The organism is Flavobacterium pasteuri (genome assembly GCF_048286615.1).
Lineage (GTDB): Bacteria > Bacteroidota > Bacteroidia > Flavobacteriales > Flavobacteriaceae > Flavobacterium.
The window spans coordinates 55298-79383 of the sequence record NZ_JBLVPN010000011.1; the positions used below are offsets into that span (position 1 = coordinate 55298).

Sequence of the window (24086 nt, forward strand, 5' to 3'; positions counted from 1 at the left end):
TTGGCGAATCAAAAACGAAATACAATTCTATTTTTCTTGCTTACTTTAGGGCTTGTTCTTTTGTTTTTTGTAAACATTAGTTTTGGTTCTATCACAATTCCTTTTAAAGATATTTATACAAGTTTAACGGGTGGTCAAGCGAGTAAATCTACTTGGGAATATATCATCATCAATTACCGTTTACCCAAAGCTATTACAGCAATTCTTGTTGGAATGGGATTATCCATAAGTGGTTTGCTGATGCAAACTTTATTTCGAAATCCATTAGCAGGACCTTATGTTTTAGGACTGAGTTCCGGTGCCAGTTTAGGTGTTGCTTTTGTACTATTAGGAGCGAGCTTACTTCCCCCATTTTTAAGTACACTTTTATTATCTTCTTATGGAGTGGTCTTAGCCTCAACTATAGGAAGTTCTGTTGTGTTACTAGCGGTTTTGATGGTTTCTCAAAAGCTACGTGATACCATGGCAATCCTAATTGTTGGGTTAATGTTTGGAAGTTTTACTAGCGCCATAGTAGGCGTTCTTACCTATTTTAGTTCGGCTGAACAATTACAAAAATTCACGTTTTGGTCTATGGGAAACTTAGGCAATTTGTCTTGGTCTTCTATATTAATTCTGACAATTTGTGTGGCGATTGGCTTATTATTAAGTCTATTTAGTATCAAGCCACTTAATGCACTATTATTGGGTGAAAATTACGCTCGCAGTTTAGGTTTGAATTTCAAGAAAACACGATTAATTATCATTTTTGCAACAAGCATTTTAGCAGGAAGTATTACGGCGTATGCAGGTCCAATTGCCTTTATAGGACTAGCAGTTCCGCACATAGCTAAATTAGTGTTTCAAACCAGTAATCATTCGGTTTTGTATTGGAGTACGTTACTTTTAGGCGCCTCAATTATGCTTATTTGTGATGTAATTTCAGAATTGCCCGGATTAGAAATCACTTTACCTATCAATGCTGTGACTTCGATAATTGGTGCTCCTGTGGTTATCTGGTTATTGGTTAGAAAACGAAAAATGATTGCCTAATGGAAAACAAAATTATCTTACAAGCGTCACAAATCAGCATCGGTTATTCTCATAAAAAAGAGAAAATCGTTGTGGCTTCGGATATTTCTATTGCTTTAAAAAAAGGAAAACTGATTGCTTTAATTGGTGCCAATGGCATTGGAAAATCGACACTTTTAAAAACAATAACAGGAATCCAGAAACCACTTTCAGGTGCCGTTTTCTTGAATGAAAAGAAAATCACTGATTACAAACCTTTGGATTTAGCCCAAAACCTAAGTATCGTTTTAACTGAAAAATTACCTCCAAGCAATTTAACCGTTTTTGAACTCATTGCTTTAGGAAGACAGCCTTATACCAACTGGATGGGAACTTTATCTGACATTGATATTATTAAAGTGAAAGAAGCTATGGTGCTGACTCAAATCAGTCATTTAGCTACAAAAAAACATTATGAAATCAGTGACGGGCAATTGCAAAAAGTATTAATTGCACGAGCTTTGGCACAGGATACTCCATTAATAATTTTGGATGAGCCTACAACCCATTTGGATTTATTACATAAGGTGGCTTTATTTAAACTTTTGAAAAAACTTACTCATGAAACCGGAAAATGCATTTTATTTTCTACTCATGATATTGATATGGCTATACAATTGAGTGACGAAATGATTATTATGACACCGGAAACAGTGCTTCAAGACGAGCCTTGTAATTTTATTGCAAAAGGAAGTTTTAACACCTTATTCAAAGACGAACATATTGTTTTTGATGCTGAAAAAGGAAAATTCATGATTGTTTAGTTCCAACATTTTATTCCGTCCAAAATCGTACTAACCATTCCCTTTCAATAAATTTATACTCACTGTTGCAAGATTTGAGTCTGGGAATTTCCTAAAGAAATTAGCATCCGGATACAATCCCGCTTCAGCAGCGATTTTGTGCAAAACGGGAATTTCAACGATGTATTGATCAGAGAAACCATGCGTGGCATCATAAGCCGTAGCGGCCGTTTTACCTAAATTAGCAGCAGTCAAATTTGGAGCAATCGTATGCAATTCAATCATTAACAATCCAAATTTCCGAACGTACGGCGACCATTTGTTCAAATGTTCCAATAGATTATCTTCGACAAGACCATTGCTGATTCGCTCTCCCCTATGCGCAAATGCTCCAGTTGAATGACTTACTCTGCCTTTAGTAACGTGTTTTGGCATTTCCCAAATTCGGTTATGATCCAAGAAGGTTCTCACATTCAGTAAATCCTTCAAATCAATGTTATAATTTTCCAATAAGTCATTGGCTAACAAATCCGGTTGACCAATATCGCCCCAAATTACTTTGGCCCAAATATCGGCTTTGATTAAATTGGCTCGGGTTACTTTCAACGCCGCCTGATTGTAATCAGCACCAACAAGGAATAAAGGATAATCATCGAGCATTTTTCCGCGCAGTGTTTGTCTTTCGATTACAGTATAAATATGTTCTATAAATGCTCCGTTACCGCAACCCATATCGAGAATTCCTTTCGGCTGATCAGCTATTGGTAAATTAAATAATTTGATAATAATCTCATCTACGACTTTAAAATAAGTATCATGCGCACCACCGCTTCCCCAAACATTCATTTCTCGGTCCACATGAATTTCATCTTCGCCTTCGGCCACCGTTCGGAGTATATTTGGGTTCCCAAAAAGCAAATCCTCTATTTTACTAAAAGTGGGTAAATAGGAAACCGTCACGCCATAAGCAGAAGCTCTTTTGGCAAAAAACAAACCCTTTTCCGTAAACTGATAATTGCCTTTTTTTTGGGTAAACCAACCTAAATTAACAAAGAAATCGAGAATGATTTTGAAATTTTCGGGGGATTTATGAAATTCTTCGGGACGGAAAGAAATCTCCATAAAATATTTATGAAACATACCGCTCATGCCCAAGCGAACTAATGTTGGCCCAACTAAACATCCTTCAATATGCATCAAAATTTGACGCTGAATAGTATTTGTCAACGGATCATTCGAAAATGAAATTCCATAATTACTTTTGTATAAATCGAAAATTAAACCCAATCGAACGAACGGAATATCGTCTAATAATCGCGTGCGAAATTGTATCGTGAAATGCAGTAAATCAAGCACGTCTTCATACAGATAGAACATTGGAAAAGCAATGGCGCTTTTATTGTTCATGCTAAATTTAATTTGGTCTGTGGTGGTATTGATATGATAATCCAGGAATCCCTGCGAACATAAAACACGCAAACCCACATTGAGATAGCCTTCATTGGCTTTAAAGTGTTCCGAAAGTTCCGAAAGCGTGACTTCTTTTTTGTCAAGAATATAGGACAGCACCCCTTTTTCATACAAAACATGCGCAACGGGAGCGGTAACCAAACCGTCTAAATGTTTGAAAACGGTGCTTCTAAGAGTAATTTTATCAATCATAAAAAGTACGTTTTAAGGGAGAAAAAACACAATTAGATCCAGAATGACCTATTCAAATATATGAAATTTCAACCACAAAATAGCCTTACTTTTTCACAACTTTTAATTTACAAATCACAGTCTATTAGCTATTTGTCTTTTTGCTTCGCCAATGACAAACGCAACAGAATTTGCTATATTAAAACTTCTGATTAACGATGACATAGGAATTGTCAGATGATTGGGGAATTCGTTTAAAACCGCTTCACTCAAACCTTTACTTTCTTTTCCAAAAACCAACCAATCTCCATCCTGAAAATCATTCTCCAGATATGATTTTTCGGCATGAGAACTCATCAGGAAAACTCGGGATAAATCAGGAATTTGTGCTTTCCATTCAGCTACATTTTGATATTCAGTAACATCAAGATGCACCCAATAATCCAATCCGGAACGTTTCAGGTTTTTATCATTAATGACAAATCCAAAAGGATGAATTAAGTGCAAACGGCTTTCGGTACCTACGCACAATCGGCCTATATTTCCCGTATTATTTGGGATTTCAGGTTCTACTAAAACGATGTTTAACATTGCAATTATTGTTATTTTTTTTTGTTATTTTTCATTCGAATCGACTGCAAAATCAGATACTTCCAAAACTTCTCCTGCCTGTAAATCATTGAGATGTACGTTTCCTATTCGAACACGAACCAATCGTAACGTAGGAAAACCAACAGCGGCAGTCATTTTACGGACTTGGCGAAACTTCCCTTCATTCACGGTTATCGAAGCCCAAGAAGTAGGACCGTGACGTTCATCACGTATCTTTTTTCCTCTTGTTCCAAAAGTAGGAATTTCATGTACTAAAGAAGCTTTGCAGGGTTTTGTAATATACTTGGTTCCATTAAAACCAATTTCTACTCCTTTTTGCAATTGCTCAATCGCTTCCTGGTGGATAATCCCATCGACTTGGACATAATATTCCTTGTCTACTTTTTTGCTTCGAATGATTTCACTCATCATCCCGTCCGTGGTCAATAACAATAATCCTTCTGAATCTTCGTCAAGACGCCCTATTGCCATTGTTCCTTTGGGGAAATCGTGCAATTCGCCCAGCAGTTTCTTTTTTCTTTTTAATTCGTAAATAAACTGACTCAGATACCCGTAAGGTTTGTGAATGATGAAATGAGAATGAGACATTTTAGTGTATAAGTTGTGCGTGCAAAGATAGTTTTGTTTTCTCTGGATTTAAAATAGTCTTGCCATACATTTATTGGTGTAAACCAAAAGCTATGTTAAATGATTGAATTCCTTCGTTTAAAAGACGTAATCTTATAGAAGCTAACAGTATTAGCTTTAAAATTAAAGAGTATGGAAAGCAATGATTTAGGTTCAAAAAAAACAAATAATAAGCAAAATATAAACGAAGGATTTAGCGGTCAGAATCTAGCCCAAAATACGAATCCTGAAGTATCACATTTAAAATCAGAAGTAGAAACTGATAGTCATGGAAATCAAAAAATTGTCCAAAGAGCACGTAATATTGATGGAACTCTAGAACAAAATGAGGATAGTACTCCAATAAATCTAAGTTCTGATATTGCAAATGTCTCTGAAGAACAAGCTAAAAAAATGGTAGAAAATAAAGATCATAACTCGGACATCATTCCAAACCGATATCCTAATGAGCATCCGGATAATAAGAAAGACAGGGGAAATATAAAACTGGATGAATAACAATTGATTTTATTTAAAAAAGGCCAATACGAATCTAATTCCTATTGGCCTTTTTCATTTTCTATTCTAAAGTATTACTTCTTAATTTCCCAATACCAATGAATAAAGTACCAAAAAAAAGAAAAGCCAACAACATAAAAAAACTGTTAAGCAATACTTTGTCATAACCCAAAAGTATCACATCTATAAATGGATAGGGATAAAAACTAAAAAAAGCACCCCGAATTAACGTGTAAACCAAATACACCACAGGAAAAATCAACCACGGAAAGATGTTTTTGAATTCCAATGTTTTCTTAGGGACAAGTAGAACCCAATAGAGTAAAACCAAAATTGGAATAACCAAATGCAACAACTCATCCACTACTTTTTGCAGACCCATAGGCGCCCATAAAAATCTAAGAATTGTATTGTAAACAAGTCCAACTATGGTTATGTATAACGTAATTGCGGTTGCGTTTTTAGGTTTCGAAAAAAATAATCCCCATTTGGATTTTGGCTTTAGCCAAAGAAAAGTAAAACAAACTGCCACTAAAATATTCGATTGAATCGTGAAAAAACTAAAAAACCGAACAATCGTTTCCGAAAGTGACACCACCCGATTGATAATGATAAGGTACAATTGTAATACAACCGCAAACCAACCGACAATAGCAATAATTGCAAAAAAACGAGAATTCAATTTTGAAGATTTATCCTGCATATTTTTTAAAGTATAAAAATTAATTGGCAACTAATTTTGCAAATCCATGAATGCTAAAACTTGAGATACTATTTTGATTTCCGAAAGGAAAGAAGGAAACTTTTGTTTATTTTTACAAACTTACAAAAAGAAATTTTATGTCAAATATACTTCCGTTTTTATTGATTTTCATCGTTGCTCTCGCTATTGGTATTTTCATTGGTAAACTCATTTTCTCCGCCCGATTCCAATCGGAAAAAATCAGTTTAGAAGAAAAAATAATTGCTTTTACTTCCCAATTCAACCAACTAAAAGAGCAGATTGTTATTGATAAAACAACTTTTGAAAAGCAATTAGAAAATGCAAATTCCGAGAAAGAAAGCATTCGAAGTGAAAAAGACAGTCTGGCGATTCAGCTTTCTAAGAAAGAAGTTGATTTTGAGAATCTTTGGGAACGCAACAAAGAACAAAAAGAAGAAGTAGAGAAATTACAGGAAAAATTCACCAAGGAATTTGAAAATCTCGCCAACAAAATATTAGAAGAAAAGTCCAATAAATTTACGGAACAGAACAAGGAAAACATGAAAAACATCTTGACGCCTTTGCAGGATAAAATTCATTTGTTCGAAAAGAAAGTCGAAGACACCCACAAAGAAAGCATCGATTACCATGCGGCTTTGCGCCAACAGATTTTGGGCTTGCGAGAAATGAATATCCAAATGAGCAAGGAAACCATCAACTTGACCAAGGCTTTAAAAGGAGACAGTAAGATGCAGGGAAATTGGGGCGAATTGGTTTTGGAACGCGTTCTTGAAAAATCAGGATTAGAGAAAGGCCGTGAATATGAAGTCCAACAAGCGTTCACTACTGAAGATGGAAATCGCGTTTTTCCTGACGTTGTCATTAATTTGCCGGACGGTAAAAAGATGATTGTCGATTCTAAAGTTTCTTTGACCGCTTACGAAAAATACATCAATGAAGAAGATGACGATGTAAAAGTTGGATTTTTAAAAGAACACGTTAACTCCATCAAACGCCACGTAGAACAATTAGGCAATAAAAACTACCAAGATTTATATCAAATAGAAAGCCCTGATTTTGTATTGTTATTTATTCCAATAGAGCCTGCTTTTGCAATGGCTCTGAACGAGGATACTAGTTTGTACAACAAAGCATTCGAGAAAAACATAGTTATTGTTACTCCGGCGACTTTATTAGCTACTTTGCGAACGATTGACAGCATGTGGACCAACCAAAAGCAGCAGGAAAACGCACTTGAAATTGCACGTCAGGCTGGTGCATTGTATGATAAGTTTGAAGGTTTTGTTGGGGATTTAATCAAAATTGGTAAAAAAATAGACGAAAGCAAAACAGAATACAGCGGCGCTATGAATAAACTCGTAGAAGGAAAAGGAAACCTGATTGTGAGCGTAGAAAAATTGAAAAAAATGGGAGCCAAAGCCAAGAAAGCACTTCCTGAAAGCATATTAAATAGAGCAGAAAAAGACGAAAATAAACTTTTAAACTAAACAAAAAATGAGAAAATTTTTAATGGTAATTACCGTAATCCTTGTAGTATCTGTGTCAGGTTATTTTGCTTTTTTATACGCTGCCACGTATAGCGAAGGAGTTCGTTCAGGCGAATTAATAAAAGTGAGCCGTAAAGGAGTTGCATTCAAAACATGGGAAGGCGAAATAAGTCAGGGCATTTCCGGAGCTCAAATTTTCTCTTTTTCGGTATTGGACAGTGAGGAAAAAGTAATTACTGACTTACAAGAATTCGAAGGACAATATGTACAAGTTAATTATGTAGAACGTTACAGAACATTTCCTTGGTGGGGTGATACACATTATTTTATTACAGAAGTTAAAAAAGTAAATTCTCCTTTTAAAATAAAATAAATGAACCGTACTTTTAAAACCGTTGCGTCCTCAAATATTCGAATTTCAGAGTTGATGTTGCCGTCACACACTAATTTTAGCGGTAAAATTCATGGTGGTTATATTTTATCACTTTTAGATCAGATTGCATTTGCCTGTGCCTCAAAATTTTCAGGGAATTATTGTGTAACAGCATCTGTTGATACGGTCAATTTCCTTAAACCAATTGAAGTTGGCGAACTGGTTACGATGAAAGCCTGTGTGAACTACGTCGGAAAAAGTTCTATGATTATAGGCATTCGGGTTGAGGCAGAAAATATTCAAACGGGAAAAATTAAACATTGTAATTCTTCATATTTTACGATGGTCGCTAAAGACAAAGAAGGAAACAGCATGCTTGTTCCCGGGTTGATTTTATCTAATATGAATGAAGTACGCCGTTTTTGCAATTGCATCAAACAAATTGCCTTAAAAAAAGAAAAAGACCTACACGAAGAGAAGTTTGATTACACCTCCAAGGAATCATTAGAGAGCTTGAAAAAATATAATATTAAGTTAGAATTATAATCAAGCTAATCGATAACTAACCCTTTTTTAAAAAATACTTTTCCACGAATATTGCATTCAGAATTACACTTTAGTTTCTGATTAAAAAAACCTTGTAAAATTAACTGATTTGAGGATTTTCAACGGCCATAACCTTTTATTGCCTCTGTTTATTTCGTAACTTTAAGTAATTTAATTCATAAATCATTATGAAAAAATTCACTCTAATAGTACTACTCATTGTTGCAATTAAATCTTTGGCACAAGACAAAATGGTAACTTATGGAGCTATCATACATTTTGAGGCTTCAATACCTTTATTTGAAGAAGTTAAAGCAAGTAATAACAAAACAACCTGTATTTTACTAACTAAAACGGGACAAATTACTTGTTGGATGAACATCAAAGATTTCAAATTTCAAAGAAGCTTGATGGAAGAACATTTTAATGAAAACTACATGGAAAGCAAACGATTTCCAAGAGCCGTTTTTAAAGGTAGAATTGAAAAATTTAATTTAAAAAACATCAATTCAGATTTGAATCAATATCAAATAACCGGTAAAATAACGATACGTGGGCGAACTAAAAAAATAGTCATTAATGGAACTCTAAAAAAAGTGGGCAAAGGGATTGAACTTCATTCTGAATTTCCTTTAAATACGGATGATTTTAAAATTGATATACCTTTTATTGTTCGCACCAAAATATCCAAAAACGTAAACACACAACTCATTTGTGTATTGAAATAATTCTATTTTGCTATACAATTCCTTAACGCTTCTTCGAGATTTTTAAATTTAAATTTAAAACCAGTTTGTTCGATTTTATCAGATGACACTCTTCTTCCGGTGAGCACAATTAGGGCCATTTCCCCCATAACTAACTTTAATACAAAAGCAGGAACATTAGGCAACCAAACAGAATATCCAAAAATACGTGCTAATGTTTTAGAAAAAACAGTATTAGTCGTAGTATCATTAATGGCTGCGTTATAAGCACCCTCCATATTAGGATTTAAAACTGCTTGAAGATAGATGTTGCACAAATCATCAACATGAATCCATGGCATGTATTGCTTTCCGGTACCAAGTGCAGAACCTAATCTAAACTTAAATAACGGAATAAGTTTTTTCAAAAAACCATCATTTTTTCCTAAAACTAATCCAGTACGGATTTTTACGGTACGAATGTTTAAGTTCTCAATAAAATCCAAGGCATCTTCCCATTTCTGGCACGTGTACCCCAGAAAATCATTCGCATAAGGTGAGTTTTCATAACAAATCTCTTCGCCATTCACTGCACCATAAATTCCTACAGCGGAAGCCGAAATAAAAGCATCTAGCTTTTTATTGTTCTTTTTTAAAACAGAATATAACAACTGAGTCGATTTCTCCCTACTATCAATAATAGCCGCTTTTCGTTTTGCTGTCCATCTTTTCTCAGCAATATTTTCACCTGCTAAGTGAATGATATAATCCGCATTTAAAACGGCACTTTCTTCAATAGTCTGATTTGCGACATCCCATTGGTAATAGAAAGTGTCAGCTTTATTTTGTTTTTCACTTCTACTTAATATAGAAACTGAATAACCATTTGCAATTAATAGGTCCGTTAAATGGCTCCCGATAAATCCAGTACCGCCGCTTATTAAAACATTTTTTTTCATGATAGTGTAAAGCTAATGATTTATAATGGCATAAAATTATATTAAATTTTGTTTAACTTTATTAATATATAGTTAAACATTTCATACCTTTATACTTTAATTTGAAATACACTAAAAATGGCTGCTAAAAAAACAGTACTAACAAAGGACAAAATAGTTTCATTGTACATGAATTATGTACTTGATCATAGTGAAAAACCGAAATCAGTATATCATTTTGCAAAAATAAATGATTTTACAGAAGCTGAATTCTATGCGTTTTTTGGAACTATAGAAACTATCGAGAAAGAGATTTTTAAAATGTTTTTAGAAAAAACAGTAGAGTTACTGAATAAAAACAAGGAATACGAGATGTATGATATGAAAAGTAAAATGCTAAGTTTCTATTTTACTTTTTTTGAAATCCTAACTGCTAACAGAAGCTATGTGGTGATCGTTTTAAAAGAACACAACAATCAATTAAAAAAATTGATGCAACTTTCTGAACTTAGAAATAGTTTCAAAAATTATCTTATCGAAATAATCTCAGATGAATTTAGAACACAACAAGAAAAATTTCAAAATTTCCAAGAAAAAGCATTTCAGGAAACCTCATGGATTCAACTTTTATTGACGTTGAAATTCTGGCTGGATGATTCTTCTCCAGCTTTTGAGAAAACAGACATCTATATCGAGAAATCAGTGAAAGCCTCTTTTGAATTAATGAACATCACTCCACTTGACAGCTTAATAGACTTTGGAAAATTTATTTTCAAAGAAAAAATATACAATAAGTAATGAAAACGATAGACTATATCCCAACTTCAAAAATTGAAAGGGCTACAAAACTAGTGCAAACTGGTGCGAAAGTAGGTGTAAACTACCTTAAATATTACGGAGAAAAAATAGTTAATTCTGATTTGACTCGTGATAAACTCAACGAAGATAATGCCGAAGATATTTATGACGGACTAAAAAGTTTAAAAGGTAGTGCGCTCAAAGTCGCGCAAATGTTAAGCATGGACAAAAGTTTTTTGCCACAGGCTTATGTAGAAAAATTTTCACTTTCACAGTTTTCTGTTCCGCCACTTTCGGCTCCATTAGTATTAAAAACGTTCAAAGCAAATTTTGGTAAAACACCGTTTGACATTTTTGATGAATTTAACGCTAACTCTGTAAACGCTGCAAGTATAGGACAAGTTCATGTTGCGATAAAAGACGGAAAAAAACTGGCTGTAAAAATTCAATATCCTGGTGTAGCCAATAGTATTTCATCTGATTTGGCTTTGGTAAAACCCATTGCGATCAGAATGTTTAACCTTCAAGGGAAAGACTCTGATAAATATTTCAAGGAAGTGGAGGACAAATTGATTGAGGAAACCAATTATTTATTAGAATTAAAACAAAGTCAAGAAGTTGTTGAAGCCTGTAAAAATATTGAAAATCTAGTTTTCCCAAACTACTATTCTGAATATTCATCAGAGAAGATTATCACGATGGATTGGATGGCAGGAATTCACCTTTCGGAGTTTACAAATAAGAATGAAAATCAGGAAATCGCAAATAAAATAGGTCAAGCATTGTGGGATTTCTACATGTATCAGATTCATATCCTTAAAAAAGTACATGCTGATCCGCATCCTGGAAATTTCTTAGTAAACGATGAAAATCAGTTGGTAGCATTAGATTTTGGTTGTATGAAACAAATACCAAATGATTTTTACACCCCTTATTTTGAATTGATTGACAAAAAAGTCATCAATGATACCAAAATATTCAATGATAAATTATTTGAACTAGAAATTCTTCGTAAAGATGACTCAAAAGAGGAAATAACTTATTTCACCGAAATGTTCCATGATTTACTGTCATTGTTTACCAAACCGTTTCAAGCAGAAACGTTCGATTTCTCTGATGAATCTTTTTTTGAAAGCATAGCACAATTAGGCGAACGATTTTCAAAAGACACCAATCTTAGAAAAATGAATGGCAACAGAGGTTCTAAACATTTCATTTATATGAACAGAACGTTCTTTGGGTTGTATAATTTAATGTTTGATTTGAAAGCGAAAATCGTTGTCAATGAATATCAAAAATACAACTAGTGAAAAAGGGAAACCTGCCTTCAAAAATGTGTTTGGTTTGCAGCCGACCTTTTAGTTGGCGAAAAAAATGGGAGAAAGTTTGGGACGAAGTAAAATATTGTAGCGAGAAATGCAAAAGAAACAAAAAAGGTTAGTCTGGTTTAGAAATGATTTGAGAGTACATGATAATGAATCGCTGTCGAATGCTATAAAAGAAAATGATAGCGTAATTGCTGTTTATTGTTTTGATCCAAGGCATTTTGAAAACACACGTTTTGGATTTAAAAAAACCGAGAAATTTAGAACTAAATTCCTAATTGAGTCGGTAACAGCATTGAAACAAAATCTGGAAAAACTGAATATCCCGCTTTTGGTTTATCACCAAAAACCCGAAGATTCTATTCCGGAAATTGTAGCTCAAAACGAAATCAATTCTGTTTACTTCCAAGAAGAATGGACAAGTGAGGAAATGGAAGTTTTAGAAAACATAAAATTAAAAGTTCCGGATTCAGTAGCATTTAAAGCTACTTACAATCAGTTTTTATTTCATCCGGATACAATACCGTTTGCGATTGAAAAGATTCCAAATATTTTTACACAATTCAGAAATCAATGTGAAAAGTCTACGAAAGTAGTACCTGAATTTTCAGTTCAACCAATGCCTAAGGAAAATTGGACCATCAACGAAACTGTAATTCCTACAATGAAAACCTTAGGATTTACTGATTTTGAGATGGATTCCAGAACGGCGTTTCCTTTTGAAGGTGGTGAACATGAAGCTATGAAGAGATTACAAGATTATTTTTGGGAAACTAAAAAACTAAGCGTTTATAAATTGACTCGCAACGGATTAATTGGCACTGAATTTAGTTCTAAATTTTCTCCTTGGTTGGCAAACGGTTCTATATCGGCGAAGACCATTTATTGGGAAATTGTAAAATATGAACAACAAATTGGGAAAAATGATTCTACATATTGGTTGATTTTCGAACTCATTTGGAGGGATTATTTTAAATACGTTTCGATGAAAAACGGGAATTCTATTTTCAAAATCGGAGGTATTTTAGATAAAAATTACGATTGGAAAAACAATACACCTGCCATAAACGGTTGGATAAATGGCACTACTCATGAGCCTTTTGTAAATGCCAACATGATAGAATTGCAACAAACAGGCTGGATGAGCAATCGCGGCAGACAAAATGTAGGTTCTTATTTTGCAAAAAATCTGTTGTTAGACTGGCGCATTGGAGCTGCCTATTTTGAGGCTATGCTCATTGATTATGATGTTCACAGCAATTACGGAAATTGGATGTATGTTTCAGGAGTTGGTAATGACCCCAGAGATCGAAAATTCAATATTAAATTACAAGCTGAGAATTACGACGGACAATCAAAATTTCAGAGATTATGGCTACAACAACAATTATTTTAAAAATAAATGAATACAAATAAGAAACATATAAATGTCGTTTGGTTTAAAAGAGACCTTCGTTTACAGGATAACGAAGCGATTTTTAACGCTACAAAATCTGACATCCCCACTTTGTTGCTTTATGTGTTCGAAAAATCTTTAGAAAATGATTCCCATTACAGCTCGAGACATTGGAATTTCATCAAGCAATCACTTGTAGATATCAATAAACAGCTAGAACAATCTAATACACAGGTATTAGCGGTATCGTCAGAGGTACTTCAAGTTTTTAATATACTTGAGGAAACATACAAAATCGAAACCGTTTTTTCGCACCAGGAAACTGGTTTAAAAATTACTTACGAAAGAGATAAAACTTTCAAAAGGTTTTGTAAAAACAATCAAATCAATTGGGTTGAAAACACCAATAACGGAATTTTCAGAGCGTTAAGAAACAGAACTAATTGGGTTTCAAAGTGGGAAAAATACATGAATGAACCACAATTTATTTTTGATTCTAAATCAGAAAACTTCCTGAATACAAGAGCAATAATTGAACTTGAAAAAGCATTAGAAAAGACGAATTTAGAAACTGTTCCGGATACTATTTTTCAAAAAGGCGGCAGTACGATGGCTGGAAAATATCTGCAAAACTTCTTTGAGGAACGCTATCACAATTATAGCTCGCATATTTCGAAACCTTTATTGGCTAGAAAAAGCTGCAGTAGATTATCACCATACATTGCTTGGGGAAATTTATCATCAAGACAAGTTTTGCAAAAAGCAGCCACGTTCAGACTGACATGTAGCCATAAAAAGCAAATTGATTCTTTTATATCCAGACTGACTTGGCAGGCACATTTCATTCAAAAATTTGAGATGGAAGAAATTATGGAGTTTGAAAGTGTTAACAAAGGATTTCATTCGTTGAAAAAGAAAGTCAATGAAAATTATATTGAAGCTTGGAAAACGGGAAAAACGGGATTTCCATTAATCGATGCTTCCATGCGTTGCTTGAATGAAACTGGTTATTTGAACTTTAGAATGCGTGCAATGCTAGTATCGTTTTTTACACATAATTTATGGCAGCCTTGGCAGGAAGCAACACAACATTTATCACAAATGTTCCTTGATTTTGAGCCTGGAATACATTTTCCACAGTTACAAATGCAAGCTGGTGAAACTGGAATCAATATGTTACGTATATATAATCCAATAAAGAACAGTTACGAACACGATCCTGACGGTGAATTTATAAAAAAGTGGGTTCCAGAATTACGCAATTTGCCTAGAGGATTTGTACATGAACCTTATAAAATGACGTATTTAGATCAAAAATTTAATGGTTTCGAAATAGGCATCAGTTATCCGAAACCAATTGTAAATATGGAAAGAACGAGAAAATTTGCCAGTGATTTTTTATGGAAAATGAAGAAAAACCCATTGGTAAAAGAAGAAAGTTCCCGCATATTAAAATTACACACTATGGCCGATATTGGCGACAGTGAATAGTTTTTCAATAGCAATCTCAAAAAATAGCAATTTAAAATAAATAAAATATCGTGACTGTAAAAAAAGAACTTACGGATTTAGACAAAGACAGAATCATAGAAATGGCCTGGGAAGACCGAACAACATTTGATGCGATTTTAATGCAATTTGGATTAAAGGAGCAAGAGGTTATCGACTTGATGCGCAACGAAATGAAACCTTCGAGTTTTAGAATGTGGCGTGAAAGAGTGCAAGGCCGCAAAACAAAACATGAAAAATTGAGGGATTTTAGAGAAGGACGTTTTAAATGTACCATGCAAAGACAAATTAACAACAACAAAATTTCCAAACGATAAAAATTAGTGTACAGCAAACAGTAATCTGTTAAAATAACAATATACATAAAAAATGAAAAACATAGTAATCATTGGTGGTAGTAAAGGAATTGGTAGTGCCATTTTGTTGCAACAATTAGAAACAAACATAGTCTACAACATCAGTAGAAATGCTCCAGACATCACACATCCCAACCTGAAACACTTTTCTGTAGATGTCTTGCAGGATGCACTTCCAGAAATAGAAGCCATCGACACCTTGATTTACTGTCCGGGTTCCATCAATTTGAAACCAATAGGAAGTCTTAGTATCGATGATTTCAGAACTGATTTTGAAATTAATGTCATTGGCGCTGTAAAGGCCATCCAGAAATATTTACCTGTTTTAAAAAAGGGAACTAATCCATCGATTGTTTTGTTTAGCACCGTAGCCGCAAAATTAGGAATGCCGTTTCATGCTAGTATTGCTACCGCAAAGGCAGGTATTGAAGGATTAGTAAAATCGTTGGGGGCAGAATTAGCGTCGGTAGTACGCATCAATGCCATTGCTCCCACCATTACTGAAACATCACTTTCAGCAGGAATTTTAAGAAATGATCGAATGAAAGAAAACATGGTGGAACGCCACCCGATGAAAGGTTATTTGAAACCGGAAGAAGTGGCAAATATGGCAAACTTCCTGATTTCTGAAAATGCTAAATCAATCTCAGGCCAGATATTTGAGATGGATTACGGAATAGTGACTTTTAAAATTTAAAGAAGTCGTTATTTATCATCTTAGAAAATAAGTTTTAAACCATTAAGAAATTAGGTTTGTTTAGAAAGAGTACTTAACTTTTCTCAATCTTTTAATGGTTTACCAAAAAAATTAAAAACATCCAATATAATAATTAGCCAAATTTAAATTGAAAGACAGCATACCATGATAAAAGAAATGAAAAGTTACGAGAAAATTGAACAATACGATACTGAAATAACAGAAGCTTTAGCAGATAATTATAGAGTAATCATTGAAAATTTAGGAGAAGATGTTACCCGTGAAGGTCTTGAAAAAACACCAGAACGTGTAGCCAAAGCCATGCAGTATTTAACTCATGGTTACGGATTAGATCCATTAGAGATATTAAAATCAGCGATGTTTACAGAAGACCATCAACAAATGATTGTGGTAAAAGACATCGAGGTATACTCTATGTGTGAACATCATATGTTGCCATTTTTTGGAAAAGCACACGTGGCTTATATTCCAAATGGTAAAATTGTAGGTTTAAGTAAAATACCTAGAGTGGTAGATGCTTTTGCCAGAAGAATGCAGGTACAGGAACGATTGACAGACCAGATTAAAAACTGCATTCAGGAAGCTTTGAATCCACTTGGTGTAGCGGTTGTAATTGAAGCGCAACACATGTGCATGCAAATGCGAGGAATTCAAAAACAAAATTCAGTTACCACGACGTCTTCCTTTACGGGAGCTTTCGAAAAAGACAAAACCAGAAAAGAATTTATCAGTTTAGTTTCTAATAAACTGAGTTAATTTTTATCATTTAAATACAAAACCGTGAAAATTCTCTTAACAGGTGCAACAGGTTATATCGGGAAGCGACTTTTGCCATTGTTGGTGGCACAAGGACATGAAATAATCTGTTGTGTAAGGGATAAAAATAGGTTTTATAGTCCAATTGAATTTCAAAAAAGCATAACCGTAATTGAAGTTGATTTTCTCAAAAAAGAAACATTGACAGCCATTCCAGACAAAATTGACGCCGCTTATTATCTGATTCATTCCATGTCAGGAACGGCAACTAATTTTGATGAATTAGAAAGCTTGTCAGCACTTCATTTTGTGCAACGATTGAACGAAACCGAAGCGAAACAAGTTATTTATTTGAGCGGAATTATCAATGACAAATCGCTATCCAAACATTTATCTTCCAGAAAAAAAGTAGAAGAAATTTTAAATATTGGAACGTTCGCCACAACAACATTAAGAGCGGGAATTATTGTGGGCTCTGGAAGTGCCTCATTCGAAATCATTCGGGATTTAGTGAATAAATTGCCTATCATGATTACTCCTAAGTGGCTTAACACAAGATGCCAGCCAATTGCAATTCCTGATGTTCTTGATTTTTTATCCAAATCTTTATTGAATCCGCTTACTTACGATCAGAGTTTTGATATTGGCGGACCTGACATTTTAACGTACAAAGAAATGCTTTTAGGTTTTGCGGAGGCCAAAAAACTAAAGCGATGGATTTTTACTGTTCCAATTATGACCCCAAAGTTTTCCTCGTATTGGTTGTATTTTGTAACCTCAACATCGTATAGACTCGCATCAGCACTAGTCAGTAGTATGAAAGTAGAAGTGGTTTGCAGTGATAACAAAATCAATGCTTTGCTAAATGTTTCACCTATGACTTACAAACAAGCCCTTTCCCGTGCTTTGATAAAAGTAGACGAAGACAAGGTTGCTTCGAGCTGGAAAGATTCTTTGGTCAGCGGACGCTTTAGCAGCAATTTGTCAGAATATTTAAAGGTTCCAAAAAAAGATTGCTTTATCGACCGACGCAAAATGGAAATCATAGATCGGGATTTTACCATCAACAGGATTTGGTCTATTGGTGGTGATACAGGTTGGTATTATGGTGATTGGTTGTGGGATTTACGTGGTTTTATTGACAAATTATATGGTGGTGTAGGATCCCGAAGAGGACGAACGAACCGTCATGATATTCATTCTGGCGATGCATTAGATTTCTGGCGCGTTTTATATGCTAATAAAGAAGAGGGGAAATTAATTCTATTTGCCGAAATGAAATTACCAGGGGATGCTTGGTTAGAATTTAAAATTATCGGAAACACTTTATATCAAGCAGCGACTTTTAGACCAGTAGGAATTTGGGGAAAATTATATTGGTATTCCGTTTTGCCCTTTCATGGATTTATTTTCGAGGGAATGCTGAAGAAATTGATAAAATAATTTCCTTTTTTAAAAATATAAGTTGACCTTTTTTTTGAAGTCTTTATCTTTCCGACGAAGGAGATATCACACTCGTAGCTATGCATTACTGATGAAAATCCTCCTTCGTCGGAATGATAAAATAAAAGAAAAATTACTTCAAAATTCCGTCTTTGTAAGTTGTAATCGCTCTATCTCTCGCCATTGCGTGTTCTACCATAGGTTTTCCATATCCTAAATCAAATTCTTTAATCCATTTTCGGATGTAGACTCCTTTTTCATCAAACTTTTTTTGCTGAATATCCGGATTGAAAACACGGAAATAAGGTGCTGCATCGCAGCCCGTTCCTGCGGCCCACTGCCAGTTTCCAACATTGGCAGACATATCGTAATCCAGTAGTTTTTCGGCAAAATAGGCTTCACCCCACTGCCACTGAATCAATAAGTGCTTGCAGAGAAAACTTGCGACAACCATTCGGACTCTGTTGTGCATATAGCCAGTTTCATTTAGCTGACGCATTCCTGCATCGACCATAGGATATCCGGTTGTTCCCGAACACCAACGCTTGAAATCCTCTTCGTCATTGCGCCACTGAATCCCATCATAGGCTGATTTGAAGTTTTGCGTAACCACTTTTGGAAAACTGAATAAGATTTGCATAAAGAATTCTCTCCAGATCAATTCACTCAAAAACACATCATTTTTATGAAATGCCCAATTGACTAATTTCCGTACGCTTACAGTTCCAAAACGCAAATGTGGCGACAAATAAGAGGTTTTATCCATGGCTGGATAATCTCTTATATCTTGGTAATTAGTAATAAATTTTAAATTATGTGGCTTAACTTTTATGAGACTTTCTTCGAAACCTATTTGTTCTAAAGAAGGAAAAGCAAAACTGTTTTTATGGAAGTTAGAAAACGTACCCGGAGCATCGTATTCTGGAACCGGAGCCAAAGCTTTGTATTTTTCTAACCACTTATTTTTAAAGGGAGTGTAAACCGTATACGGCAATCCATCAGCTTTTGTGATTTCTTTTTCTTCAAAAACAACTTGATCTTTAAAAAAATAAGCAATGGTTTTATTAGTTTCTAAAAGTTCACAAATTGCCGAGTCACGCTGTGTCGCGTACGGTTCGTAATCTTTGTTGAAGAAGACTTCTTTGACATCGAATTCTTCTAAAAGAGATTGCCAAACATCAAAAGTTTTTCCTTTTTTGACCAAAAGTGAACTTCCAATTTCCTGTAATTGCGTATTTATTTTAGAAAGTGAATCATGGATGAAACCCACCCGGGCATCATTTTTTGATAAACTATCTAAAATGGAATCATCAAAAATAAACAACGGAATCACCGCATGTTCCGAATGTAGCGCTTGAAATAAACCTACGTTATCTTCCAGACGCAAATCGCGTCTGAACCAAAAAATAGAAACTTCTTGCTTACTCATTACTTTGAATTAAACATTTCGTCCACTTTAGTGACACGGTATTCAAAAATAGATTTCAATTTATTTTTAACGACCAATATATTCATGATTCGGCCCAGAAAACCAAGCGGCAATGCGTAATGTACAACATCTGTCATTTTAGTTCCGTTTGAAGTTACTTCAAAAAAATGTTTGTGATGCCAAAAACTGTATGGACCAAAACGTTGTTCGTCTATAAAATAACTATTTTCCTTTACTTGAGTGATTACAGTCATCCAAGATAAAGTTATCCCAAAAAGTGGCGTTACTTTATACTGAATGATTTGTCCAGGATACATGGATTTTTGATCAAAATCCGTGATTTGAAAACCCATTCCTTCCGGTGTAATTTTCTGAAGATTTTTGGGGTTCGAAAAAAAAGTCCAGCATTCTTCAACAGTTGCGTTTACATGCTGAACGGTTTCTTGTTTGTATATTTTCATTGTTGTGTTTTAAGAATAAATATCTTCATGGAACTAGGTTCGCGTGAGGGATAAAAGTGTAACTCTTTTATAATTATTCTCCTTTCTTTAGACGAGAACAATAATAAAAAATAGGGAACGTAAAGCCCACCCATGTGGTCACGTCCTAATTGGACTGTTATATTTTATAATATTTGAAAGGCACGAATAACATACCGAAACACTCTCCATGTTCCTTGCCTAAATGTTTGTGATGTACTTTGTGTGCTTTGCGTAAACCTATTAAATACTTATTATTAGTGTTTTTGAACCACTTGAAACGCTGATGAATCAATACATCGTGAATCATGAAATAACAAAAACCGTAAAATGTGATTCCGAGTCCAATGAAAAATAAATAGTTCATACCGCCTTGTACTCCAAAGTAGAAAAGAACGATGCTGGGAAGAGCAAAAATTACAAAGAAAATATCATTTCGTTCAAAAACATTTGCGTATTTGGGTTGGTGATGATCGGCATGAAAATACCACATTAAACCGTGCATTATGTATTTATGTGTAAGCCAGGTCACACACTCCATTAAAAGAAAAACACCCAAAAAAATTAAAAAGGAAATCATTATTTTTATTATTTAATTAAAAATATACTTTTCAAAAAAGGTATTATTTTATACCAATTTTAATTTATACGTTACAAAAGATTGCGCTAAAAGACCCGCTTTAGTATAATTAGAAACTCGAATTCTTGAACTTCCAATTTCATCGCAAGGCGTGTTTTCTAATTTTTTAAGTAGTTTCTTGTAGTATACAAAAGCAGTATAAACTCCAAATTTAGCTTCTATTGGTAACTTTACAATTCCTTCATAAGCAACTTTGAAATCTTCTTCGATTTCATTGATGATTGCTATTTTAGCTTTTTCATCGAATGAATTCAAATCGACTCCAGGAAAATAATTTCGGTTCAACACCAAATTATCATCTTTTAAATCTCTCAAAAAATTAACTTTTTGGAACGCAGAACCCAATCGCATGGCTTCTTCTTTCAGTTGATCGTATCGTTTATTATCTCCTGCGACAAAAACCTTAAGACACATCAATCCAACCACATCTGCAGAGCCATAAATATATTCATCATATTCAGCTTTACTGTTATAATCGGATTTAATTAAATCTAATTTCATGCTTCTCAAGAATGCTTGGATTAAATCATCCGAAATATTGTATTGTTTAACCGTTTGCTGAAAAGAATTCAAAATTGGATTGAGACTTATTCCTCTTTCAATTGATTTGTAATACTCATCCTCAAACTCTGTGATTAAACTTTCTTTATCGAAACCGTGAAATGAATCTACAATTTCATCTGCAAAACGAACAAATCCATATATGCTATAGATGGCATCTCTTATACTTGGCGACAACATGTAAACCGCCATAGAAAAAGAGGTGCTATAATTTTTTGTAACTAGTTTGCTACATTTAAAAGATACATCATCAAATAATTGCTTCATATTATTGCTCTGAAAATTGCTTATTAATTAATTCTGACACTAATTTACCTGAAATTAATGCTGGCGGAACACCTGGTCCCGGAACGGTCAATTGACCTGTAAAATATAGATTCTTTACTTTTTTACTTTTTAATTTAGGTCTCAAAAAAGCGGTTTGTAATAATGTATTCGCCATTCCGTATGCATTACCTTTATAAGAGTTATACTCAGAGACAAAATCGTTTTTGCAAAATGATTTTTTAAATATAATATTATTTTTTACACTTTGCTGTGTTAACGTTTCAAAACGATTCATTATTTTTTCAAAATATTCTTCTCGTAATGCCTCAGTATCATTGATTCCCGGAGCCAGAGGCACTAAGAAAAAACCAGATTCCATTCCTTCGGGGGCTGCTGTTTTATCTGTCAATGAAGGGAAATTAGCATAAAATAACGGCTCAATTGGCCATTGTGGTTCATCATAAATATCCTTAGCATGTTGATAAAAATCGACATCAAAAAATAATGCGTGATGTGAAATATTATCTATTTTTTTATTGAAACCAACATAAAATAATAATGACGAAGGAGCGAAAACTCGACTGTCCCAATATTCATCAGAATACGCGCGATGTTCTTGATCTAATAATGTTTCAGTATGATGGTAATCGGCACCACTCAAAATCAAATCAGATATAATTATTTCGCCATTTACAACTAAAGCCTTAGCTGTTTTATTCTCAACAATTATCTTTTCAATATTTGAATTCGTGTGAAACGTAACTCCTAATTCTCTTGCTAAACTTTCCATCGCACGAACTACATCAAACATTCCAGTTTTAGGATGCCAGGTTCCAAGACCAAAATCAGCATAATTCATAAAACTGTAAAACGAAGGGGTATCAGATGGTTTTGCACCAAGAAACAAAACTGGGAATTCCAGAATTTGAATCAATCGTTCATTTTTAAATTTCTTACGAATATCTTTACTGATGTTGCTGAAAAACTGTCCTACTTTTTTAGCCGTTTCAACTGTTATTAATTCTAATGGAGAAACCCCCGGACGGTATACTAAATCCTTTATTGCAATGTCATAATTGCTTTTGGCTTCAGCCATAAAATCATTTAATATTTTTCCGCTACCTTTTTCAATCGATTCAAAAGCAAATATGATATCGGTTAAATTATCTGCAATGGTAATGAAGTCATCGATTCCGTAATAGACACGATACGCAGGTGACATCTTTATTAACTCATAATAATCAGAAGTTTTTTTATCAAAATCAGCAAAAAAACGATCAAATACATCCGGCATCCAGTACCAACTTGGTCCCATATCAAAGGTGAAACCTTCCATTTTTAATTGTCTTGCTCTTCCTCCAATTGTTGCATTTTTTTCATAAACGGTTACATCGTGACCGCTTTGCGCTAAATAACAGGAAGCTGCAAGTGAGGAAAACCCCGACCCTATTATTGTTATTTTTTTTATTTCTTTCATTTGTTTAGCAAATATACAAAAAGTTTAAACAAAAAAAAATTAAATTTCATCCACTAATTCAGAAATGGAATTGAAAATTGATATTTTATCTGAAAGCCCTTCTTTGTTAATAAATTCAACCAAACGTCCTGTGTACCATAACTCCGTATTGTCATCTAATAATTCATCAGCCATTTTTTGAACATAGTCGTTTAAAATATCTCTTTCAGGTTGCACCGTGAAGTACGAAATAAAAACAATAGAGTCAAAATGTTTTTTCAAATCTTTTAAATTACTTATTGGCATACTCTCGCCAAGATAGATGGTTTTGTAACCCAGTAAAAGAATTTCATAATTTAAATACATCAATCCAAGTTCATGAATTTCATTCATTGGTAGCGAAAGAACAAAAACTTTATCATTTTTTGTTTGCTTCAAAACTTGAAGTTTCTCTGTATTTATGAGCAATTTTTGCTTGATTAAATAACTAACAAAATGCTCATGGGCTGGTGTTATTGTATCTGATTGCCATAATAATCCCAACTCATTCATCAAAGGAATAAAGACTTGATGAAATACTTCTTTGAATGATTTCTCAGCAATCAACCAATTGTATGTATTGAAAAATAATTCTTGGTCAAAATTCATCATTGCCATTTTAAACTCACTGATTGCATGACTTTTGGCCGTTTTGTTCGAAATTATTTCTCGTACAAGCGATGGAATTTTTTCTTGTGGATAGGTCGCTATTTTTGAAATTTTATAGCCATAGTCATGCAACAAAGTTATGTTTAATAGTTTTTGCAAACTAGCCAAATCGTACAATCGGATATTAGTATCTGTACGCATCGGTTGAAGAATATCATATCTTTTCTCCCAGATTCGTATAGTATGTGCTTTGATCCCCGAAAGGTTTTCAAGATCTTTTATACTAAACACACTTTTTATATTGTTCATTGTTTATCTAAATTTAATAAACAAATGTAAAATAAATTTTATTATAAATTTGAAATAATTTGAAAACTATT

The 24086-nt window shown here is 33.9% G+C and carries 27 protein-coding genes; 16 read left to right on the top strand and 11 right to left on the bottom strand.

The features are described from left to right. Window positions 1-1032, top strand: coding sequence for an iron chelate uptake ABC transporter family permease subunit (locus ACNQF6_RS14810; protein ID WP_417966693.1), 1032 nt, complete (start codon window positions 1-3; stop codon window positions 1030-1032). After that, entirely contained in the window at window positions 1032-1814 is a 783-nt protein-coding gene (locus ACNQF6_RS14815) for an ABC transporter ATP-binding protein (protein ID WP_417966695.1), read from the top strand. The genes ACNQF6_RS14810 and ACNQF6_RS14815 overlap by 1 nt, the downstream gene beginning before the upstream one ends. Window positions 1815-1844: 30 nt before the next feature. Here the strand turns inward: ACNQF6_RS14815 and ACNQF6_RS14820 are convergent, their stop codons facing one another. The 3 genes from ACNQF6_RS14820 to ACNQF6_RS14830 all read right to left on the bottom strand — a co-directional run bounded on the left by ACNQF6_RS14820 (window position 1845) and on the right by ACNQF6_RS14830 (window position 4634). Continuing rightward, window positions 1845-3455, bottom strand: coding sequence for a class I SAM-dependent methyltransferase (locus ACNQF6_RS14820; RefSeq protein WP_417966697.1), 1611 nt, complete (start codon window positions 3453-3455; stop codon window positions 1845-1847). A gap of 114 nt (window positions 3456-3569) precedes the next feature. Beyond that, on the bottom strand, window positions 3570-4025 hold the full coding sequence (locus ACNQF6_RS14825; RefSeq protein WP_417966699.1) for a tRNA (cytidine(34)-2'-O)-methyltransferase: 456 nt from the start codon (window positions 4023-4025) through the stop codon (window positions 3570-3572). 24 nt (window positions 4026-4049) lie between these two features. Beyond that, entirely contained in the window at window positions 4050-4634 is a 585-nt protein-coding gene (locus ACNQF6_RS14830) for a pseudouridine synthase (RefSeq protein WP_417966701.1), read from the bottom strand. Between the two features lie 171 nt (window positions 4635-4805). Here ACNQF6_RS14830 and ACNQF6_RS14835 point away from each other — a divergent pair, with 171 nt between their 5' ends. Further along, entirely contained in the window at window positions 4806-5171 is a 366-nt protein-coding gene (locus ACNQF6_RS14835) for a hypothetical protein (RefSeq protein WP_417966703.1), read from the top strand. Window positions 5172-5232: 61 nt separating this feature from the next. On the opposite strand, the gene ACNQF6_RS14840 is transcribed toward ACNQF6_RS14835, so the two are convergent. Beyond that, complete coding sequence (locus ACNQF6_RS14840) at window positions 5233-5874, bottom strand: Pr6Pr family membrane protein (protein WP_417966705.1); 642 nt, start codon at window positions 5872-5874, stop codon at window positions 5233-5235. Between the two features lie 137 nt (window positions 5875-6011). Between ACNQF6_RS14840 and ACNQF6_RS14845 the strand changes: the two genes are divergently transcribed. The 4 genes from ACNQF6_RS14845 to ACNQF6_RS14860 all read left to right on the top strand — a co-directional run bounded on the left by ACNQF6_RS14845 (window position 6012) and on the right by ACNQF6_RS14860 (window position 9029). Then, on the top strand, window positions 6012-7382 hold the full coding sequence (locus ACNQF6_RS14845; RefSeq protein ID WP_417966707.1) for a DNA recombination protein RmuC: 1371 nt from the start codon (window positions 6012-6014) through the stop codon (window positions 7380-7382). 7 nt (window positions 7383-7389) lie between these two features. Further along, window positions 7390-7755 carry a 6-phosphogluconate dehydrogenase gene (locus tag ACNQF6_RS14850; protein WP_417966709.1) on the top strand — a complete coding sequence of 122 codons (366 nt, stop codon included), beginning with the start codon at window positions 7390-7392 and terminating at the stop codon, window positions 7753-7755. After that, window positions 7756-8301, top strand: a complete 546-nt coding sequence (locus tag ACNQF6_RS14855; protein WP_282711395.1) for an acyl-CoA thioesterase — start codon at window positions 7756-7758, stop codon at window positions 8299-8301. Between the two features lie 188 nt (window positions 8302-8489). Then, window positions 8490-9029 (top strand): YceI family protein, encoded by a 540-nt coding sequence (locus ACNQF6_RS14860; RefSeq protein ID WP_417966711.1) that lies wholly within the window; start codon window positions 8490-8492, stop codon window positions 9027-9029. Between the two features lie 2 nt (window positions 9030-9031). Here the strand turns inward: ACNQF6_RS14860 and ACNQF6_RS14865 are convergent, their stop codons facing one another. Next, on the bottom strand, window positions 9032-9946 hold the full coding sequence (locus ACNQF6_RS14865) for a TIGR01777 family oxidoreductase (protein ID WP_417966713.1): 915 nt from the start codon (window positions 9944-9946) through the stop codon (window positions 9032-9034). Window positions 9947-10063: 117 nt separating this feature from the next. Here ACNQF6_RS14865 and ACNQF6_RS14870 point away from each other — a divergent pair, with 117 nt between their 5' ends. From ACNQF6_RS14870 to ACNQF6_RS14910, 9 genes are all read left to right on the top strand, one after another. Then, window positions 10064-10723 (top strand): TetR family transcriptional regulator C-terminal domain-containing protein, encoded by a 660-nt coding sequence (locus ACNQF6_RS14870; RefSeq protein ID WP_417966715.1) that lies wholly within the window; start codon window positions 10064-10066, stop codon window positions 10721-10723. Next, window positions 10723-12030 carry an ABC1 kinase family protein gene (locus tag ACNQF6_RS14875; RefSeq protein ID WP_417966718.1) on the top strand — a complete coding sequence of 436 codons (1308 nt, stop codon included), beginning with the start codon at window positions 10723-10725 and terminating at the stop codon, window positions 12028-12030. Before ACNQF6_RS14870 ends, ACNQF6_RS14875 begins: the two co-directional genes overlap by 1 nt. Next, complete coding sequence (locus ACNQF6_RS14880; protein WP_282711402.1) at window positions 12030-12164, top strand: DUF2256 domain-containing protein; 135 nt, start codon at window positions 12030-12032, stop codon at window positions 12162-12164. The genes ACNQF6_RS14875 and ACNQF6_RS14880 overlap by 1 nt, the downstream gene beginning before the upstream one ends. Beyond that, entirely contained in the window at window positions 12140-13444 is a 1305-nt protein-coding gene (locus ACNQF6_RS14885) for a DASH family cryptochrome (RefSeq protein WP_417966720.1), read from the top strand. Before ACNQF6_RS14880 ends, ACNQF6_RS14885 begins: the two co-directional genes overlap by 25 nt. A gap of 6 nt (window positions 13445-13450) precedes the next feature. Continuing rightward, a complete protein-coding gene (locus ACNQF6_RS14890) occupies window positions 13451-14935 on the top strand; it encodes a cryptochrome/deoxyribodipyrimidine photo-lyase family protein (protein WP_417966722.1) in 1485 nt (494 codons plus the stop codon). 50 nt (window positions 14936-14985) lie between these two features. Further along, window positions 14986-15270: a TIGR03643 family protein gene (locus ACNQF6_RS14895; protein ID WP_282711406.1), complete on the top strand. Its 285-nt coding sequence runs from the start codon at window positions 14986-14988 to the stop codon at window positions 15268-15270. A 52-nt stretch (window positions 15271-15322) separates the two neighbouring features. After that, complete coding sequence (locus tag ACNQF6_RS14900) at window positions 15323-16006, top strand: SDR family NAD(P)-dependent oxidoreductase (protein WP_417966723.1); 684 nt, start codon at window positions 15323-15325, stop codon at window positions 16004-16006. Window positions 16007-16171: 165 nt separating this feature from the next. Beyond that, on the top strand, window positions 16172-16783 hold the full coding sequence (gene folE / locus ACNQF6_RS14905) for a GTP cyclohydrolase I FolE (protein ID WP_417966725.1): 612 nt from the start codon (window positions 16172-16174) through the stop codon (window positions 16781-16783). A gap of 24 nt (window positions 16784-16807) precedes the next feature. After that, complete coding sequence (locus tag ACNQF6_RS14910) at window positions 16808-18226, top strand: SDR family oxidoreductase (RefSeq protein WP_417966727.1); 1419 nt, start codon at window positions 16808-16810, stop codon at window positions 18224-18226. Window positions 18227-18359: 133 nt separating this feature from the next. On the opposite strand, the gene ACNQF6_RS14915 is transcribed toward ACNQF6_RS14910, so the two are convergent. From ACNQF6_RS14915 to ACNQF6_RS14940, 6 genes are all read right to left on the bottom strand, one after another. After that, window positions 18360-19655: a cryptochrome/photolyase family protein gene (locus ACNQF6_RS14915; RefSeq protein WP_417966728.1), complete on the bottom strand. Its 1296-nt coding sequence runs from the start codon at window positions 19653-19655 to the stop codon at window positions 18360-18362. Then, window positions 19655-20116, bottom strand: a complete 462-nt coding sequence (locus tag ACNQF6_RS14920) for an SRPBCC family protein (protein WP_417966730.1) — start codon at window positions 20114-20116, stop codon at window positions 19655-19657. The genes ACNQF6_RS14915 and ACNQF6_RS14920 overlap by 1 nt, the downstream gene beginning before the upstream one ends. 157 nt (window positions 20117-20273) lie before the next feature. Next, window positions 20274-20714, bottom strand: a complete 441-nt coding sequence (locus ACNQF6_RS14925; protein ID WP_417966732.1) for a sterol desaturase family protein — start codon at window positions 20712-20714, stop codon at window positions 20274-20276. 48 nt (window positions 20715-20762) lie between these two features. Further along, window positions 20763-21602 carry a phytoene/squalene synthase family protein gene (locus ACNQF6_RS14930; RefSeq protein WP_417966734.1) on the bottom strand — a complete coding sequence of 280 codons (840 nt, stop codon included), beginning with the start codon at window positions 21600-21602 and terminating at the stop codon, window positions 20763-20765. 1 nt (window position 21603) lies between these two features. Continuing rightward, window positions 21604-23079: a phytoene desaturase family protein gene (locus ACNQF6_RS14935; protein ID WP_417966736.1), complete on the bottom strand. Its 1476-nt coding sequence runs from the start codon at window positions 23077-23079 to the stop codon at window positions 21604-21606. Between the two features lie 39 nt (window positions 23080-23118). After that, entirely contained in the window at window positions 23119-24015 is an 897-nt protein-coding gene (locus tag ACNQF6_RS14940) for a MerR family transcriptional regulator (protein ID WP_282711851.1), read from the bottom strand. Window positions 24016-24086: the final 71 nt, after the last annotated feature.

What these genes read in the sequence shown, in the direction of transcription:
- ACNQF6_RS14815 (WP_417966695.1), top strand. Translation starts at nt 1,032, where the DNA reads ATGGAAAACAAAATTATCTTACAAGCGTCACAAATCAGCATCGGTTAT.
- ACNQF6_RS14820 (WP_417966697.1), bottom strand. Translation starts at nt 3,455, where the DNA reads ATGATTGATAAAATTACTCTTAGAAGCACCGTTTTCAAACATTTAGAC.
- ACNQF6_RS14825 (WP_417966699.1), bottom strand. Translation starts at nt 4,025, where the DNA reads ATGTTAAACATCGTTTTAGTAGAACCTGAAATCCCAAATAATACGGGA.
- ACNQF6_RS14830 (WP_417966701.1), bottom strand. Translation starts at nt 4,634, where the DNA reads ATGTCTCATTCTCATTTCATCATTCACAAACCTTACGGGTATCTGAGT.
- ACNQF6_RS14835 (WP_417966703.1), top strand. Translation starts at nt 4,806, where the DNA reads ATGGAAAGCAATGATTTAGGTTCAAAAAAAACAAATAATAAGCAAAAT.
- ACNQF6_RS14840 (WP_417966705.1), bottom strand. Translation starts at nt 5,874, where the DNA reads ATGCAGGATAAATCTTCAAAATTGAATTCTCGTTTTTTTGCAATTATT.
- ACNQF6_RS14845 (WP_417966707.1), top strand. Translation starts at nt 6,012, where the DNA reads ATGTCAAATATACTTCCGTTTTTATTGATTTTCATCGTTGCTCTCGCT.
- ACNQF6_RS14850 (WP_417966709.1), top strand. Translation starts at nt 7,390, where the DNA reads ATGAGAAAATTTTTAATGGTAATTACCGTAATCCTTGTAGTATCTGTG.
- ACNQF6_RS14855 (WP_282711395.1), top strand. Translation starts at nt 7,756, where the DNA reads ATGAACCGTACTTTTAAAACCGTTGCGTCCTCAAATATTCGAATTTCA.
- ACNQF6_RS14860 (WP_417966711.1), top strand. Translation starts at nt 8,490, where the DNA reads ATGAAAAAATTCACTCTAATAGTACTACTCATTGTTGCAATTAAATCT.
- ACNQF6_RS14865 (WP_417966713.1), bottom strand. Translation starts at nt 9,946, where the DNA reads ATGAAAAAAAATGTTTTAATAAGCGGCGGTACTGGATTTATCGGGAGC.
- ACNQF6_RS14870 (WP_417966715.1), top strand. Translation starts at nt 10,064, where the DNA reads ATGGCTGCTAAAAAAACAGTACTAACAAAGGACAAAATAGTTTCATTG.
- ACNQF6_RS14875 (WP_417966718.1), top strand. Translation starts at nt 10,723, where the DNA reads ATGAAAACGATAGACTATATCCCAACTTCAAAAATTGAAAGGGCTACA.
- ACNQF6_RS14885 (WP_417966720.1), top strand. Translation starts at nt 12,140, where the DNA reads ATGCAAAAGAAACAAAAAAGGTTAGTCTGGTTTAGAAATGATTTGAGA.
- ACNQF6_RS14890 (WP_417966722.1), top strand. Translation starts at nt 13,451, where the DNA reads ATGAATACAAATAAGAAACATATAAATGTCGTTTGGTTTAAAAGAGAC.
- ACNQF6_RS14900 (WP_417966723.1), top strand. Translation starts at nt 15,323, where the DNA reads ATGAAAAACATAGTAATCATTGGTGGTAGTAAAGGAATTGGTAGTGCC.
- folE (WP_417966725.1), top strand. Translation starts at nt 16,172, where the DNA reads ATGATAAAAGAAATGAAAAGTTACGAGAAAATTGAACAATACGATACT.
- ACNQF6_RS14915 (WP_417966728.1), bottom strand. Translation starts at nt 19,655, where the DNA reads ATGAGTAAGCAAGAAGTTTCTATTTTTTGGTTCAGACGCGATTTGCGT.
- ACNQF6_RS14920 (WP_417966730.1), bottom strand. Translation starts at nt 20,116, where the DNA reads ATGAAAATATACAAACAAGAAACCGTTCAGCATGTAAACGCAACTGTT.
- ACNQF6_RS14925 (WP_417966732.1), bottom strand. Translation starts at nt 20,714, where the DNA reads ATGATTTCCTTTTTAATTTTTTTGGGTGTTTTTCTTTTAATGGAGTGT.
- ACNQF6_RS14930 (WP_417966734.1), bottom strand. Translation starts at nt 21,602, where the DNA reads ATGAAGCAATTATTTGATGATGTATCTTTTAAATGTAGCAAACTAGTT.
- ACNQF6_RS14935 (WP_417966736.1), bottom strand. Translation starts at nt 23,079, where the DNA reads ATGAAAGAAATAAAAAAAATAACAATAATAGGGTCGGGGTTTTCCTCA.
- ACNQF6_RS14940 (WP_282711851.1), bottom strand. Translation starts at nt 24,015, where the DNA reads ATGAACAATATAAAAAGTGTGTTTAGTATAAAAGATCTTGAAAACCTT.